Genomic DNA, 15,011 nt, shown 5'->3' with positions numbered 1-15,011 from the left:
GCTCAACATTGCGTCAGCGGCCATAGCCGGCTTCCACACCCTGATCTTCTGCCCAAAAGCTAGGATCTGTCCGGAATTGAGCGCGCCAGCCTAGCCGGACGCTCAAAACTATTCTTGCCCAGTCTCGTTGCGCAATCCGGGATCTCTCGTGCGCGGAACCGTTGATCCCGGCTCACGCTTCGCTCCATCCGGGCTACGCTTCACACTTTCGGCATTGGCCCTACATAGGATGAACTTGGCCGGATCAGCCGGCCGGTGCGCTGCTGTTCGCGCGCGTGGGCGGTCCATCCGGCCGAGCGCGCCACCGCGAAGATCGGCGTGAATGCCTGCCGCGGGATCGAAAGCGCGTCCAGCAGAATCGCGGTGAAGAACTCGACATTGGTCTCCAGCGGCCGGTTCGGATTCTTCCGCCGCAGCGCCTCGCGGATGTAAGCCTCCACCTCGCCGGCGAACGGCAGGTCGGCGCCCTCGGCGGCGAGCCGCTCGATGGCACCCTTCAGCACATCGGCGCGCGGATCGCGCACCCGATAGACGCGATGGCCGAATCCCATCAGCCGTTCGCCGCGCGCCAGCGCCGCATCGACCCAGGGCCTGATGCGTTCGCGCGTGCCGATCGCGTCCAACATCTCCAGCACCGGTTCCGGCGCGCCGCCATGCAGCGGCCCGGTGAGCGCGCAATAGCCGGCGGTGACGGCAGCGAACAGGTCGGCTTGCGTCGAGGCCACCACGCGCGTTGCGAAGGTGGAAGCGTTCATGCCGTGATCGCAGACCGTGACGAGATAGGCATCCAGCGCCACGACCGCGCGTGGGTCGGGCTTGCCGCCCAGCAGCATTGTCAGCGTATCGGCGGCGTGGCTGACATTCGGATCGGGCGCGACCGGATCGTTGCCCTTGGCCCGCTGCACCAGCGCGCCCGCGATCACTGGGAAGGCGCCGACGATCGTCACCTCATGTTCGAGCCCGTTCTCGGCGCGGAGACCGGCAACCGCGGCGCGGAAGCCGTCCACGATCGACATGCCACGGGTCGCCGGCAGCAATTCCGGCAGTCGCGCGAAGGCGCGCTCGCGCGCCGCACCAAGCTTGGCGCGCACATTGGCTTCGCTGAGGGCGCCTCCGGTCGCCGCGTTCCACAGTCGCGCGGTGACACCCTCAAAGCTCGACGTCGATGCAAGCACGCGGACATGCTCGCCGGCGATGATGAGTTCGCCGCGCTCGCCATCGACATGGCTGAGCACGGTTTCGGCGGCGGGAATGCCGTCCAGCCCGATCGGGCTTTTTGTCAGTTGGACATTCATGGCGGATCTCCTTTCGTGTCTGGGAAAGTCGATCCTCTCGACAGATTGATCAATCTTGATTAGCTTAATCAATATGAAAAAATCCGATGGCCTTTACCTCTCCGCGCGTGAGGCGGCCGCCGAGCTCGCGATTTCGCCGGCCACGCTCTACGCCTATGTCAGCCGCGGCCTGATCCGCTCCGAGCCATCGGCGGATTCCCGCAGCCACCGCTACCGCGCCGAGGATGTGCGCGGGTTGAAGGAGCGTCGCACGCCGTCGCCGGAGCCGCGCGGCTTGCGCAGCTTCGATGCCGAACTGCCAGTGATGGATTCGGCGATCGCGACCATCACCGAGGACGGGCCGATCTACCGTGGCGTGAACTGCGTCGATCTTGCCGGGAAAGACACGCTCGAACACACGGCGACGCTGCTGTGGGACGTGACAGGCGTCGATCCCTTTGCGCCGGACAACCGCCCGCTCGTCTCTGCGGAGATGCGGACCATCGCGGAGGCCGCGCAGCGTGCCGCGCCGATCGACCGTGCGATCGCCGTGCTGGCGCTTGCCGCAAGCGCCGATCCCCGCGCCTTCACCCGCGCGCCCGATGGTCGTGCCATGGTCGGCGCGCGCATCGTGCGGCTGCTGGTGGCGACCATGCTGAACCGCGAGCCGTCGTCCGAACCGCTGCATGCGCAGATCGCCGATGCCTGGACACCCGACAACAAGCATGCCGCCGACCTGATCCGCCGCACCCTGGTGCTGCTCGCCGATCACGAATTGAACGCCTCGACCTTCACCGCGCGCTGCGCCGCCTCGACCGGGCTCAATCTCTATGATGCCGTGATCGCCGGCCTCGCCGCGCTGAAGGGCCCGAAGCACGGCGGCGCCGGCGTGCTGGCGTCGCGGCTGGTGAAGACGCTGGTCGACCAGGATGTCGAGCCCGTGATCCGGGAGCGCGTCGCACTTGGCGAGCGCTTCGCCGGGTTTGGCCACGGCGTTTACCGGCGCGGCGATCCCCGCGCGCAATCGCTGCTCGATGCGCTGGCGCGCGCTGGCGCCGCGCGCAAATTCACCAGGGAGGTTCCGGAACGGATTGCGGAGGCGACCGGCGAGTTCGTCAATATCGACTATGCGCTGGCGGTGCTGGTGCACAGCCTGCGGCTTCCGCTCGGCAGTGAACTCGCGCTGTTCGCAATGGCGCGCAGCGTCGGCTGGATCGCGCATGCCAGCGAGCAGCTGCAGCACGGCCGGCTGATCCGTCCGCGCGCGCGATATGTCGGGCCGGCGCCCGGACGCAGCGCTGCTGCCAAGACCATTTAGGTCTGTAGCCCGGGTGAAGCGCCAGCGTAACCTGGGACCGCTGGTGACCATTGATATAGAGGTCCCGGGTCGCGCTTCGCTTCACCCGGGCTACGGGCGAGGCTTTGCCGCGGGTTCGATCGTGGAGCCTCTGCGCCGGCGGATGATCCAGAGCGCCAGCGCCAGGATCAAGGCGCCGCCGATCACCGCCAGGATCCAGATGTGCTTGCCGACATGATGGTGATACGGCAGCCCTGCATACTCATGCAGCGCCGAGATCGCCAGCACGCCCGGCAGCACATGCACCGGCGCCCAGAGCAGGACCGCAGGAATATCCACGCTGTAGAAGCGCACCGGCGACATATCCAGCGCGCCGGCGGTGAGCGGCACGAAGGCGCGGAATGGCGGCACGAAGCGCGCAAAGAACACCGCGAGCGTGCCCCAACGATGGAAGAACGCCTCGCTCTGCTCGATCAGGCGCGGATAGTTGGACAGCGGCCATGCAGCCAGGATCTTGCGCTGGCTGCGGTGGCCGATCCAGTAGGCGGAGCCGTCGCCGAGCAGGGCGCCCGCGGCGGTGGCCGCCAGCACCGGCCAGAGTTTCAGTTCGCCGCCGGGGATCAGCGCACCCATGGCCAGGATGATGGTCGAGCCGGGCACGATCGAGCCTGCCACGGGAACGGCCTCCAGAAAGGCGGCCAGGAACAGCGTCAGATAGGCAAGCCACGCATGGGCCGAAACGAAGCTGATCAGGGGGTCGAGGAAGGAGGTCACAAAATTCCCGATGCTCGCGCTCTTGCCGGACCTTGAGAGCTAACCATTTGTCCGGAGCTTGGAAAGGGTTGGCCCGCGAAGGCGGTTTTGGCCCTCGCGGCAAAACTGCGGCGTGATTCGCAGAGCAGCCCTCCAAAAACCGCGCCCAGCACCTATCTTTATGAAAGAACAACGGAACTTTGATCGCGCCGCGGGCTTCTGCCGGCGGTTGCACTCTGCTAGGCTTGTGCACAGCACCCAATCCGCAGCCAAACAAGCAATCTGGTTTCGGGATTCCCGGGACCTCGGAGGACGAATGACGACCGCCGCCCAGACCACATTGGAAGACACCGTCGGCTTGCCCGACATGAAAGTATCGGTCCGGCAGGTGTTCGGCATCGATAGCGACCTTGAGGTGCCGGCCTATGCGGAAGTCGACCCGCACGTGCCGGAGGTCGATGCGGACTACCGTTTCGACCGCGCCACCACGCTCGCGATCCTTGCCGGCTTCGCCAGGAACCGCCGGGTGATGGTCACCGGCTATCACGGCACCGGCAAGTCGACCCATATCGAGCAGGTCGCCGCGCGGCTCAACTGGCCCTGCGTGCGCGTCAACCTCGACAGCCATATCAGCCGTATCGACCTGGTCGGCAAGGACTCTATCGTGGTCCGCGACGGCAAGCAGGTCACCGAATTCCGCGACGGCATCCTGCCTTGGGCGCTGCAGCACAACGTCGCGCTGGTGTTCGACGAGTATGACGCCGGCCGGCCCGACGTGATGTTCGTGATCCAGCGCGTGCTGGAAGTGTCCGGCCGGCTGACGCTGCTCGACCAGAACAAGGTGATCAAGCCGCATCCGGCGTTCCGCCTGTTCGCCACCGCCAACACGATCGGCCTTGGCGACACCTCGGGGCTCTATCACGGCACCCAGCAGATCAACCAGGGCCAGATGGACCGCTGGTCGATCGTCACCACGCTGAACTACCTCGCCCATGATGAGGAAGTTGAGATCGTGCTCGCCAAGGCGAAGCACTACCGCAGCCAGGAAGGCCGCGACACCGTCAACAAGATGGTACGGCTCGCCGATCTCACCCGCAACGCCTTCGCCAATGGCGACCTGTCGACGGTGATGAGCCCGCGCACGGTGATCACCTGGGCGGAAAACTCCGAGATCTTCGGCGATATCGGCTTCGCCTTCCGCGTCACCTTCCTCAACAAGTGCGACGAGCTCGAGCGGCCGCTGGTGGCCGAGTTCTATCAGCGCTGCTTCAATGCGGAGCTGCCGGAATCCGCTGTCAACGTGGCGCTGAGCTAAGAACGATCGATGTCGGCCCGGACAAGCGAAGCGCGATCCGGGACCCCCCGAGCGAGCGCTTGCGCTCGTCGCGATAACCACAGGGCGTGGTTATTGCGAAGATCTGGGCCGCTTACGCGCTCAACAATTTTTTCCTGTGGTTATGGGTCCCCGCTTTCGCGGGGACGACGGTGAGATAGACAATGACCACGTCGAACTCCAAATTCCGCAATACGAAGGAAGCGCCGACCGAGCCGTTCAAGCGCGCGGTGACGTCGTGCCTGAAGGCGATTGCGAAGGCGCCGGAGCTCGAAGTGTCCTTCGCCGCCGAGCGCCCGGGGCTTGCGCCCGGCAAGGCGCGCCTGCCGGAGCCCGCACGCAAACTGACCAAGCGCGATGCCGCAATCGTGCGCGGCCACGCGGACTCGATCGCGTTGAAGCTCGCCTGTCACGATCCCAAGGTGCATCGCAAGCTGATCCCGGGCAATCCGCAGGCGCGCGGCGTGTTCGAGGCGGTCGAGCAGGCGCGCGTCGAGGCGATCGGCTCGCGGCGGATGGCAGGCGTCGCGAAGAACCTCACCGCGATGCTCGACGACCATTTTCACCGCGGCAAGTATGACGAGATCACCGACCGCGCCGATGCGCCGCTTTCGGATGCGCTGGCGATGCTGGTGCGCGAGCGGCTGACCGGGATGGCGCCGCCTCAGGCGGCGCGCAAGATGGTCGACCTGTGGCGCCCGCTCCTGGAAGACAAGATCGGCACGCGGCTCGATCAGCTGGCGCGCTTCACCGAGGACCAGGCGAGGTTCGGCGACCTCGTGCATGATCTGCTGTCGGCGCTCGACCTCGGCGACGAGCGCGACATGGATACCGACGAGGACGACAACCAGGATGAAAATCCGGATGGCGAGAGCGATCAGTCCGGCGCCGAGGGTTCGCCCGACTCCGACGCCGCGCAGGAGATGAGCGCCGACCAGGCGCAGACCACGTCCGAAGAGATGTCCGAGAGCGCGATGGAAAGCGCGCAGGCGTCCACCAGCGACACTTTCGACGATGGCGAGCTCGGCGACGATGAAACGCCGGGCGAGGCGACGCGGCCGAATACGCGCGGCAGCAACGAGCCTCGCGGTCCCGAATATCACGCTTTTGCGCCGAAATTCGACGAGATCGTCGCCGCCGAAGACCTCTGCGATCATGACGAGCTGGAACGTCTGCGCTCCTATCTCGACAAGCAGCTCGCGCATCTGCAGGGCATCGTCGCGCGGCTCGCCAATCGGCTGCAGCGCCGCCTGATGGCGCAGCAGAACCGGGCCTGGGAATTCGATCTCGAAGAGGGGATTCTCGATCCCGCGCGCCTGTCGCGCGTCGTCACCGATCCCTACCACCCGCTGTCGTTCATGCACGAGAAGGAAGCGACGTTCCGCGACACGGTGGTGACGCTGCTGCTCGACAATTCCGGCTCGATGCGCGGTCGTCCGATTACGGTCGCCGCAACCTGCGCCGACATCCTGGCCCGCACGCTGGAGCGCTGCGGCGTCAAGGTCGAGATCCTCGGCTTCACGACGCGCGCCTGGAAGGGCGGGCAGTCGCGGGAAGCCTGGCTCGCCGCCGGCAAGCCGCCGAATCCCGGCCGGCTCAACGATCTCCGCCACATCATCTACAAGTCAGCCGATGCGCCATGGCGGCGCGCGCGGAAGAATCTCGGCCTGATGATGCGCGAGGGCCTCCTCAAGGAGAACATCGACGGCGAAGCGCTGGACTGGGCGCACAAGCGCCTCCTGGCGCGTTCCGAGCAGCGCAAGATCCTGATGATGATCTCCGACGGCGCGCCGGTCGACGATTCCACGCTGTCGGTCAATCCAGGCAACTACCTCGAACGGCATCTGCGCCACATCATCGAGGAGATCGAGACTCGCTCGCCGGTCGAATTGATCGCGATCGGCATCGGCCACGACGTCACGCGCTACTATCGCCGCGCCGTCACCATCGTCGATGCCGAAGAGCTCGGCGGCGCGATCACCGAGAAGCTCGCAGAGCTCTTCAGCGAGACTCACGGCCCGCTTCCCGCCGCTGACCGCCGGCCCAGGCGGCTGCATTCCTGAACATCATGAAATGACGCATCGCGCCAACGCATCGCTTCATCTCGAGGAGCAGCGTCGCTGTTGCGCCTCGGACGAGGAGGAAGCAGCCGGGCCTCATGGTTCGAGACGGCGCGATTGCGCCTCCTCACCATGAGGGACGGAGATCTTTCCCGCCGCCGCTTCCTGGGCTCTGCCGCGGCGGGGCTTGCGGCCGCGGCGCTGCCATGCTTGGCGCCAGCGCAGACCGTTCTCGAACCGCCGACCAAGCCGATCCTGCCGAGCGAGTCCACGGTGGCGGCGCCGGTCTCGATCGACGTCAATGCGCGGCCGCTGCCTTCCTTCGATACCCGCGATCGTTCGCATGTCCGGTTCGGCGCGCTGGAATTTCGCAGCGGCCTGGTGCTGACCTCTCGCTTTCGCGGCTTCGGCGGCCTGTCAGCGTTGCGGCTTGACGCCAAGGGCGAGCGCTTCATCGCCGTCAGCGATCACGGCAGTTGGTTCACCGGCCGCATCGTCTATCAGGGGCGCGAGATGACGGGGCTTGCCGATGTCGAGGCGGCGCCGCTGCTCGGCCCGGACGGCAGGCCGATCACGGCGCGCGGCTGGTACGATTCTGAATCGATGGCGCTCGACGGCTCATTGGTCTATGTCGGGCTCGAGCGCGTCAACCAGGTGCTGCGCTTCGATTTCGCCAAGGGATTCACGCAAGCGCGCGGCGAAGTGGTGCCGCTGCCGCCGGCCGTGAAACGCCTCCCCAACAACAAGGGATTAGAGGCGCTGGTGATGGTGCCGAAGGGCCTGCCGCTGGCGGGCACGCTGATCGCGATCTCCGAGCGCGGCCTCGATGCGCAGGGCAATATCGTCGGCTTCCTGGTCGGCGGCAAGACGCCGGGACAGTTTTCCGTCCGCCGCACCGACAATTTCGACATCAGCGACGCGGTGCTGCTGGAGTCCGGCGACCTGCTGCTGCTCGAACGCAAATTCTCCTGGGTCGGCGGTGTCGGCATCCGCATCCGGCGTGTCGCGATTACGTCCGTGATGCCGGGCGCCGTGCTCGATGGTCCTTCGGTCTTCAACGCCGATCTCGGCAACGAGATCGACAACATGGAAGGCATCGACGCCCACACCACACCTGAAGGCGACACCGTGATCACCATGGTCTCCGACGACAATTTCTCGCTGATCCAGCGCACGCTGCTGCTGCAGTTCACGCTGGTGGAATAGAGGGTTGCTCTCGGGGTTGGCCAAACGGCGGCTGCCGGAACGGTTCTTGCAACGCTAGGCCATCCATCGAAACCGAGAGCCATGATGCGCAGATTGTTCCCCATCCTCATCGCCGCGAGTTTGTTTGCCTCCGTTGCACAGGCGGAGACTTGGCCCTCGCGTCTGATCAGGGCCACGATCCCGTTCGGCGCCGGCAGCGCCACCGACGTGGTGCCGCGCCTGGTGTTCGATCGGCTCTCGGCCGAGCTCGGCCAGCCCATCGTGATCGAGAATCGCGCCGGCGCCGGCGGCACGCTCGGCACCGGCCTCGTCGCCAAGGCGGAGCCTGACGGCTACAATGTGCTCGCGCATTCCTCGGCGCTGACGATTGCGCCGGCGATCTTCCCGAACCTTCCATTCGACGCGACCAAAGACCTCTCATCGGTGCTGATGATCGGCTCCAGCGCCAATGTCATGATCGTGCCGAAGGAGCGGCCCTGGAAAACCATCCAGGATTTCATTGCCGACGCCAAGGCAAAGCCGGGCTCGATCTCCTTCGGTTCGGTCGGCGTCGGCAGCGCCGTACATATCAGTGCGGAGAAATTCCGCCTCGCCGCCGGCATCGAAGCCACCCACGTGCCCTATCGCGGCGGTCCCGAAGTGATCGCCGATATCCTGGGCGGGCGTATCGATCTCTATTTCTGCCCGCTCGCGACCGCACTGCCGCTGATCCGCGACGGCCAGGTCAAGGCGTTATTGGTGTCGACACCGAAGCGGGTCGCGGATTTGCCCGATGTGCCGACGCCGGTCGAGATCGGCTTGACCGGTGCCGACAGCGTGAGCTGGTTCGGCATCTTCGTGCCGGCGAAAACGCCGCGCGACATCGTCGAGAAATTTCATGCGGTGGGTATGAAAGTGCTGAACGATCCGGCGACGCAGGCAAGCCTCAAGAAGCTCGGTGTCGAGCCGATGCCGATGACCCCGGCCCAGATGGACGATTTCATCAAGAGCGAGACCGCCGCCAGCCAGCAGTTGATCAAGGCGGCCGGGATCAACCAATAGATTATGATCCGGAAACGTGGAAACCGGCTTTCCGAAAAGATCATGCTCAAACAAATACCTAGAGCGGGATGACGATTCGAAGACAAGTCGTCCCGCTCTAGCCGATGGGTTGAGGCACGGCCGGGGCATCGCTAGATAGGAGGGTAACATCCCTCCTATCCGGATCTCCCGCATGAGCGCCCTGTTTTCCCCGATCGAGCTGCGCGGCCTGAAATTACCCAACCGCATCATGGTGTCGCCGATGTGCCAATATTCGGCAGAGAACGGTGAGGCCAATGACTGGCATTTCACGCATATCAACATGCTGGCGCTGTCGGGCGCGGCGATGTTCTGCATCGAGGCGACGCATGTGGAGGCGATTGGGCGCATCACGCCCGGCTGTCTTGGTCTTTACAACGACGCCACTGAAGCCGCGTTGAAGCCGATCCTGGCCTCGGTTCGCAAACATTCGAAAGCAGCGGTCGCGATGCAACTCGCGCATGCCGGCCGCAAGGGATCGAGCCACCGCCCCTGGGACGGCGGGCAGTTGATCCCGCCGTCCGAAGGCGGCTGGCAAACCGTGGCGCCGTCGGCCGTGCCGCACAAAGACGGCGAGGCAGCACCGCTGGCGCTGGACGAAGCAGGGCTGAAGCGCATCCGCGATGCTTTCGTGACAGCAGCCAAGCGCGCCGACCGGCTCGGCATCGACGCGATCGAACTGCATGGCGCGCACGGCTATTTGATGCATCAGTTTCTTTCGCCGATATCGAACAAGCGCACGGACCAGTATGGCGGCTCCCTCGAAAACCGCATGCGCTTCCCGCTTGAGGTATTCGATGCCGTGCGTGCCGCGTTTCCGGACCGCAAGCCTGTCGGCGTCAGGGTGTCGGCGACCGACTGGGTCGATGGCGGCTGGGACATCGCGCAGACGATCGAATTCGCCAAGGAATTGAAGAAGCGCGGGGTCGACTGGATCGACGTTTCCTCCGGCGGCGTTTCGCCGCTGCAAAAGATTGCGTTGGGTCCGGGTTATCAGGTGCCGCTGGCGCAGGCCGTGAAGGAAGCAACCGGCGTGACCACCATGGCAGTCGGGTTGATTACGGAAGCGAAGCAGGCCGAAGAGATCGTCGCTTCCGGCAAAGCTGATATGATCGCGCTGGCCCGCGGCATGCTCTACGATCCGCGCTGGGGCTGGCACGCCGCCGCTGAACTCGGCGGGCAGGTCCAAGCACCACCACAATATTGGCGTTCGCAACCGTCGACGCAGAAAGCGCTGTTTGGCGCGACCACGTTCGGGACGCGGTAAATCGTCACCGTCATTGTGAGCGAAAGTGAAGCGGCCATTCCGCTCTGCAACGACGAAAGCCACTATTCCGCCGTAACCGGGATGGGTACTGTCGCTTGTGTGCATGAGATGTGACAGCAAAGTCGCACCAGAAACAAGCGAGAGGAAAGCCTATGGAACTTGGATATTTCGCGATGCCCTCGCATCCGCCGGAGTGCGGGTTGAAGGAGGGTCACGACTGGGACCTGCAGGTGCTCAGGTGGCTGGATGAACTCGGCTATCAGGAGGCGTGGATCGGCGAACATCACACCGCGCCCTGGGAGCCGCATCCGTCTCCGGATCTGTTGGTCGCGCAGGCATTGCTGCAGACCAAGAACATCCGCATCGGCCCCGGCGGATTCCTGCTGCCCTATCATCATCCGGCTGAACTCGCGAATCGTGTCGCGATGCTTGATCATCTCTCCGATGGCCGGCTCAATTTCGGCGTCGCGGCGAGTGGCCTGCCGAGTGACTGGGCGATGTTCAATGTCGACGGCATGTCCGGCCAGAACCGCGACATGACGCGCGAAGCGCTCGAAATCATCCTGAAGCTTTGGACCGATGACGCCCCGTGGACATACAACGGCAAATACTGGACGGTGACGAAGCCGGACACGATGTTCGATTTCCTCAAGCCCCACCTCAAGCCGAAACAGGCGCCACATCCGCCGATCGGCGTTGCCGGACTTTCCAAGAATTCGGACACGCTGAAGCTCGCGGGCGAGCGCGGCTTCATCCCGATGAGCCTCAACCTCAATCCGGCCTATGTCGGCAGTCACTGGGATTCGGTGGAGGCGGGCGCAGCGAAGACCGGCCGCAAGCCGAGCCGGCAGGACTGGCGATTGGTGCGTGAAGTCTTTGTCGCCGACACGGACGAGGAAGCCTGGCGTCTGTCGACTGGCGACATGATGGGGCGGATGATGGGCGAGTATTTCCTGCCGCTGCTCGGTCACTTCGGCTTCAAGGACTATCTGAAAGCCACGCCCGACGTGCCGGACAGCGACGTCAACGTCGAATATTGTGCCCGTCACAACTGGATCGTCGGTTCGCCCGCGACCGTCACCGAGAAGATCGAGAAGATCTATCAGGAGGTCGGCGGCTTCGGCGTGCTGCTCGTGTTCGGCTTCGACTACAAGCATAAGCCGGAAGCCTGGCATCACTCGCTGCGGCTGTTGAAGCAGGAAGTGCTGCCGCGGCTGAAACATCTCGGCACTGAGTTCGGCCGCGCCGCGTAGCAACAGCGGAGCGTTGGGTAGGCAAAGCGGTTACGTCTATGGCACCCCACCACAAGTGACAGCGCAAGCGTGCCCACCGTCACGAGCGAAATGCTTGATGGTGGGCGCCGCGCCCTGCGAGGCTGCAAAAAATCGATAGTCGCGGTAAGTATTCGCTGTAATCAGCGCAATTTGCAGTGAACAGGGGCCGCTGACATGTGCAGCGCCACATGCGAGCAGTATCTTTCACGCTATCCGAAAGAGGCGTAGCCTGATCATCACAATGGGGGATCGGCACGATGCGGTCCCGCGCACGAAAACTCGCCCACGTTTTCGAACGCCTTGGCCTTGCCATGGCGGGAGCCGCGAGCGGTCTGTTCGTCGCGGCGCTCGTCGGCTCGAGCATTTCAGCCTTTACGTCGCAGGGATTTCTCCTGCTGATGATGATCTGCGGCGCGGTCGGCTTCTATCTCGGGATCGACACGCCACCACTGCCGTTCCAGGCGCCGAACGATCAGTCCTCGCGCGGAAATATTGATGCAGCGGAATTCCTGAGCGCGGTCGGGACGTTTCTTGCCGCATTGGTCGCCTTCGTCTCGGTCCTTGTCATCGTGCTTCGTGTCGAGCCGCATGTCGCATGGACCATTGCGATCATGATCGGATGGGTGTTCGGCGTCGCCATGCAGATCGTCGCCGGCACAATCGCGCGCATGCGCCAGGTCAGTTAAGCTGCCGACCTGGCGCTTCTGCATTAATTATAAATAATATCAATGGCTTAATTGCTGGATCGGCGATCACCTGTCGATCGGTCATGCGGGTTTTCGGGTCCTCTGCGAATTTTCTTGAGCGTTGCTCATATTTGGTTTATAAACGTGAGCATTGCTCAAAGTTATCTGGAGGCCGCTTACATGGAAACGCTCGTCCTGCAACTGACCCGGCAACTGACCACCGCCTTTCTCGACGATGTCCTGAAGTTCATCCTGGGAGTCGGCCGGTCGGCCGCCCGCAGCGTCGCCGCGCCGATCAATCGTATTGCCAATGCCTGTGATGTTGCCGGCGTGCTCAAGCGCCGCCGACTCGCAGCCCAGGTGCGTCGTCGTGCGCGACAAATGCAACGTCCCCGCGGGGGTGGGCTGTTCGGCTCGCTCAGCGAACTCACCTGAGCCGAGGACCAGCACAATTCGCCTCGATTGCGGAGCCGGTCCCTAACCAAGGAATCACCATGCTCCGCATTGCGGCTGGCCCTTATGTCCGCAGCAGCCGGGCACAAGGTGTCGTACATCTCTGCCATGCATGGTTAGCCAGCGCCCCTTGTCGCGTCGAACCGCGAGGCAAGCTGGAACACTAGAGCATTTTCGGTTCTGATTGAATCAGAACCGAAGCTCTAGATTCTTGTTTTGACGCGTTTTCTTCACGCGAACCGGTGTCCACTTCGCTCGAAAACGCTCTAATAGCTGCGGCATCGCTGCTCACTTTGTTACTCATTCTGATCCCGATACCCCAAGACAAATTTGCAAGGCCAGGGCCTCTCGGCCGAACTGCCAAGGAACTGGTTATGATCAAACAGTTGATGTCGTCCCGCCGCTTCGCGCCGCTGTTCTGGGCGCAGTTCTTTTCGGCGCTCAATGACAACGTCCTGAAGAATGCGCTGGTCATCGTCCTGCTCTATGGCGCGGCCGCCGGCGAGAATGCATCGCTGGTGACGCTGGCAGGCGCCGTCTTCATCTTTCCCTTCTTCGTCTTGTCGGCGCTCGGTGGCGAGCTCGCGGACAAGTATGTGAATCGGTCGTCGCGCGGCGGCTGAAATTCGTCGAGATCTTTGCCGCCTGTTTCGCGGCGGCCGGGTTCTTCCTGCATTCGGTGCCGCTTCTGTTCGTAGCGTTGGCGCTGTTCGGCACGGTCGCGGCGCTGTTCGGTCCGGTGAAATATGCTGTTCTGCCCGACCAGCTTTCGGTCGGCGAGCTCGCCACCGGCAACGCGCTGGTCGAAGGTGCAACATTCCTGGCGATCCTGATCGGCACCATCGCCGGCGGCCTGTTCGTCGCCGGCACCAGCCACATGGGCTGGATCTCGCTTGCCGTGGTCGGCCTGTCCGTTCCGTCCTGGGCGTTTGCCGCGCGCATTCCTGCCACCGCGCCGTCCGCGCCGGATCTCGCCATCACCGCCAATCCCTGGACCTCGACGGTGCGGCTCTTGAAGTCGCTCTATGCCGAGCCACGCCACTGGGACGGCATGGTGATCGTGTCTTGGTTCTGGCTCGCCGGCGCCATCGTGCTGTCGCTGCTGCCCGCGCTGATCAATGAAGGCGTGGGAGGCACAGAGGGCGTCGTCACGCTGTGCCTTGCGACCTTCGCGATCGGCATCGCGACCGGCTCGCTGATCGCGGCCCAGCTCAGCCATGTCAGGCCCAATCTCGCACTGGTGCCGATCGGCGCCATCATTATGGGCGTGGTCGGCCTCGATCTCGCCGCAGCGATTGGCGCAACGGTCCCCGGCAGCGGCGTGACCGCGGCTGCGTTCGCGACCTCGTTCGCCGGATTGCATATGCTCGTCGGCTTCTTCCTGTTCGCCATTGGCGGCGGCCTGTTCGTGGTGCCATCGTTCGCGGCGGTGCAGGCCTGGACGGCGCCGTCGGAGCGCGCCCGGATCATCGCAGCCGGAAATATCCTGCAGGCCGGCTTCATGGTGGTGGGCTCGCTGTTCGTCTCGCTGCTGCAATATGCCGGGCTTTCGATCGCCTGGATCTTCTTCGGCCTGGCCGTCGCAAGCTTCGGGTCTGTGTGGTTCGTGCTCAACAAATGGGGCAGGGAGGGCGCACGCGACTTCGGTGCGCTGGTGTTCCGTGCGATGTTCCGTGTCGAGGTTCGCGGCATCGAAAATCTGCCGCCGGCGGGCACGCGCATGCTGATCGCGCCCAGCGATGTCAGCCTGGTCGATGGTCCGCTGCTGCACGCGACGCTGCCGATCGATGCCAGCTTTGCGGTCGATACCGGGATCGCGAAGGCGTGGTGGGCAAAAGGGCCGCGCCAAGCGGTTCGCGAAGATCGCGGGCGAGATGGTGTCGCTGTCGGCGGTGGAAGCGATGGCGTCCGCGCTGTGGCCGCAGGCGATCTCGGTCGCGGTCTCCATTCCCGATGCGCGCAAGGGCGAACGCATCGTGCTGCTGACCACGCAGCGCGATGCCGACTGGCCGGCCTGCAGCGCCAGGCCAAGGCGACCGGCGCCTCCGAACTTGCGGTGCCTGCCGACATTCGCGTCCTCGACAAGGTGCCGCTCCTCGGCTCCGGCAAGACCGACTATGTCGCGGCGACCGCGCTCGCAAGGGAACTCGCCGCACCGACTCCGACGCCGCCGGAGCCGATGGCGGAGGTGGCGTAGAGGCCAAAGATCCCGGATTGCGCTGCGAGACTGGGTAAGAATCTGAGCTTTTTGTAGGAACGAGTGTACGATTCGGTATGACGAATCGTAGGTTCAAGACCGGCGTCAGCCGGGATCAGGTCAGCCTTCTACCTGCACGGGTCGAAGATTAT

Annotated in this window: 11 protein-coding genes and 1 pseudogene; 10 read left to right on the top strand and 2 right to left on the bottom strand. The window is 64.2% G+C overall.

The genetic code is table 11. From position 1 onward, the window contains the following. Window positions 1–200: 200 nt before the first annotated feature. Window positions 201–1,295, bottom strand: a complete 1,095-nt coding sequence (locus I6F35_RS38405) for a citrate synthase/methylcitrate synthase (RefSeq protein ID WP_225122788.1) — start codon at window positions 1,293–1,295, stop codon at window positions 201–203. A 73-nt stretch (window positions 1,296–1,368) separates the two neighbouring features. Here I6F35_RS38405 and I6F35_RS38400 point away from each other — a divergent pair, with 73 nt between their 5' ends. Then, entirely contained in the window at window positions 1,369–2,592 is a 1,224-nt protein-coding gene (locus I6F35_RS38400; RefSeq protein ID WP_225122787.1) for a citrate synthase family protein, read from the top strand. 90 nt (window positions 2,593–2,682) lie between these two features. Here I6F35_RS38400 and I6F35_RS38395 read toward each other — a convergent pair whose 3' ends face one another. Next, window positions 2,683–3,345 (bottom strand): DedA family protein, encoded by a 663-nt coding sequence (locus I6F35_RS38395; RefSeq protein WP_225122786.1) that lies wholly within the window; start codon window positions 3,343–3,345, stop codon window positions 2,683–2,685. A 295-nt stretch (window positions 3,346–3,640) separates the two neighbouring features. On the opposite strand from I6F35_RS38395, the gene cobS reads away from it, so the two are divergent. From cobS to I6F35_RS38345, 9 genes and pseudogenes are all read left to right on the top strand, one after another. Continuing rightward, entirely contained in the window at window positions 3,641–4,639 is a 999-nt protein-coding gene (cobS, locus tag I6F35_RS38390) for a cobaltochelatase subunit CobS (protein WP_225122785.1), read from the top strand. A gap of 182 nt (window positions 4,640–4,821) precedes the next feature. Further along, a complete protein-coding gene (gene cobT, locus I6F35_RS38385) occupies window positions 4,822–6,720 on the top strand; it encodes a cobaltochelatase subunit CobT (protein ID WP_225122784.1) in 1,899 nt (632 codons plus the stop codon). A gap of 129 nt (window positions 6,721–6,849) precedes the next feature. Beyond that, entirely contained in the window at window positions 6,850–7,923 is a 1,074-nt protein-coding gene (locus I6F35_RS38380; protein ID WP_225122783.1) for an esterase-like activity of phytase family protein, read from the top strand. An 84-nt stretch (window positions 7,924–8,007) separates the two neighbouring features. Beyond that, window positions 8,008–8,964 carry a tripartite tricarboxylate transporter substrate-binding protein gene (locus tag I6F35_RS38375; protein ID WP_225122782.1) on the top strand — a complete coding sequence of 319 codons (957 nt, stop codon included), beginning with the start codon at window positions 8,008–8,010 and terminating at the stop codon, window positions 8,962–8,964. Window positions 8,965–9,136: 172 nt separating this feature from the next. After that, on the top strand, window positions 9,137–10,249 hold the full coding sequence (locus I6F35_RS38370; protein ID WP_225122781.1) for an NADH:flavin oxidoreductase/NADH oxidase: 1,113 nt from the start codon (window positions 9,137–9,139) through the stop codon (window positions 10,247–10,249). A gap of 152 nt (window positions 10,250–10,401) precedes the next feature. After that, window positions 10,402–11,502: an LLM class flavin-dependent oxidoreductase gene (locus tag I6F35_RS38365; RefSeq protein WP_225122780.1), complete on the top strand. Its 1,101-nt coding sequence runs from the start codon at window positions 10,402–10,404 to the stop codon at window positions 11,500–11,502. Window positions 11,503–11,780: 278 nt separating this feature from the next. Beyond that, on the top strand, window positions 11,781–12,209 hold the full coding sequence (locus tag I6F35_RS38360; protein ID WP_225122779.1) for a hypothetical protein: 429 nt from the start codon (window positions 11,781–11,783) through the stop codon (window positions 12,207–12,209). Window positions 12,210–12,389: 180 nt separating this feature from the next. Continuing rightward, a complete protein-coding gene (locus I6F35_RS38355) occupies window positions 12,390–12,644 on the top strand; it encodes a hypothetical protein (protein WP_225122778.1) in 255 nt (84 codons plus the stop codon). A gap of 392 nt (window positions 12,645–13,036) precedes the next feature. Then, a pseudogene (locus I6F35_RS38345) lies at window positions 13,037–14,499 on the top strand (MFS transporter); the annotation flags it as partial. Between the last annotated feature and the right edge of the window lie 512 nt (window positions 14,500–15,011).

Origin of the sequence: Bradyrhizobium sp. BRP22 (assembly GCF_020194175.1) — a bacterium.
Lineage (GTDB): Bacteria > Pseudomonadota > Alphaproteobacteria > Rhizobiales > Xanthobacteraceae > Bradyrhizobium.
This window is presented reverse-complemented; position numbering and strand designations above follow the sequence as displayed.

Coding starts and splice junctions, on each gene's coding strand:
- I6F35_RS38405 (WP_225122788.1), bottom strand. CDS start 1,295: ATGAATGTCCAACTGACAAAAAGCCCGATCGGGCTGGACGGCATTCCC.
- I6F35_RS38400 (WP_225122787.1), top strand. CDS start 1,369: ATGAAAAAATCCGATGGCCTTTACCTCTCCGCGCGTGAGGCGGCCGCC.
- cobS (WP_225122785.1), top strand. CDS start 3,641: ATGACGACCGCCGCCCAGACCACATTGGAAGACACCGTCGGCTTGCCC.
- cobT (WP_225122784.1), top strand. CDS start 4,822: ATGACCACGTCGAACTCCAAATTCCGCAATACGAAGGAAGCGCCGACC.
- I6F35_RS38380 (WP_225122783.1), top strand. CDS start 6,850: ATGAGGGACGGAGATCTTTCCCGCCGCCGCTTCCTGGGCTCTGCCGCG.
- I6F35_RS38375 (WP_225122782.1), top strand. CDS start 8,008: ATGCGCAGATTGTTCCCCATCCTCATCGCCGCGAGTTTGTTTGCCTCC.
- I6F35_RS38370 (WP_225122781.1), top strand. CDS start 9,137: ATGAGCGCCCTGTTTTCCCCGATCGAGCTGCGCGGCCTGAAATTACCC.
- I6F35_RS38365 (WP_225122780.1), top strand. CDS start 10,402: ATGGAACTTGGATATTTCGCGATGCCCTCGCATCCGCCGGAGTGCGGG.
- I6F35_RS38360 (WP_225122779.1), top strand. CDS start 11,781: ATGCGGTCCCGCGCACGAAAACTCGCCCACGTTTTCGAACGCCTTGGC.
- I6F35_RS38355 (WP_225122778.1), top strand. CDS start 12,390: ATGGAAACGCTCGTCCTGCAACTGACCCGGCAACTGACCACCGCCTTT.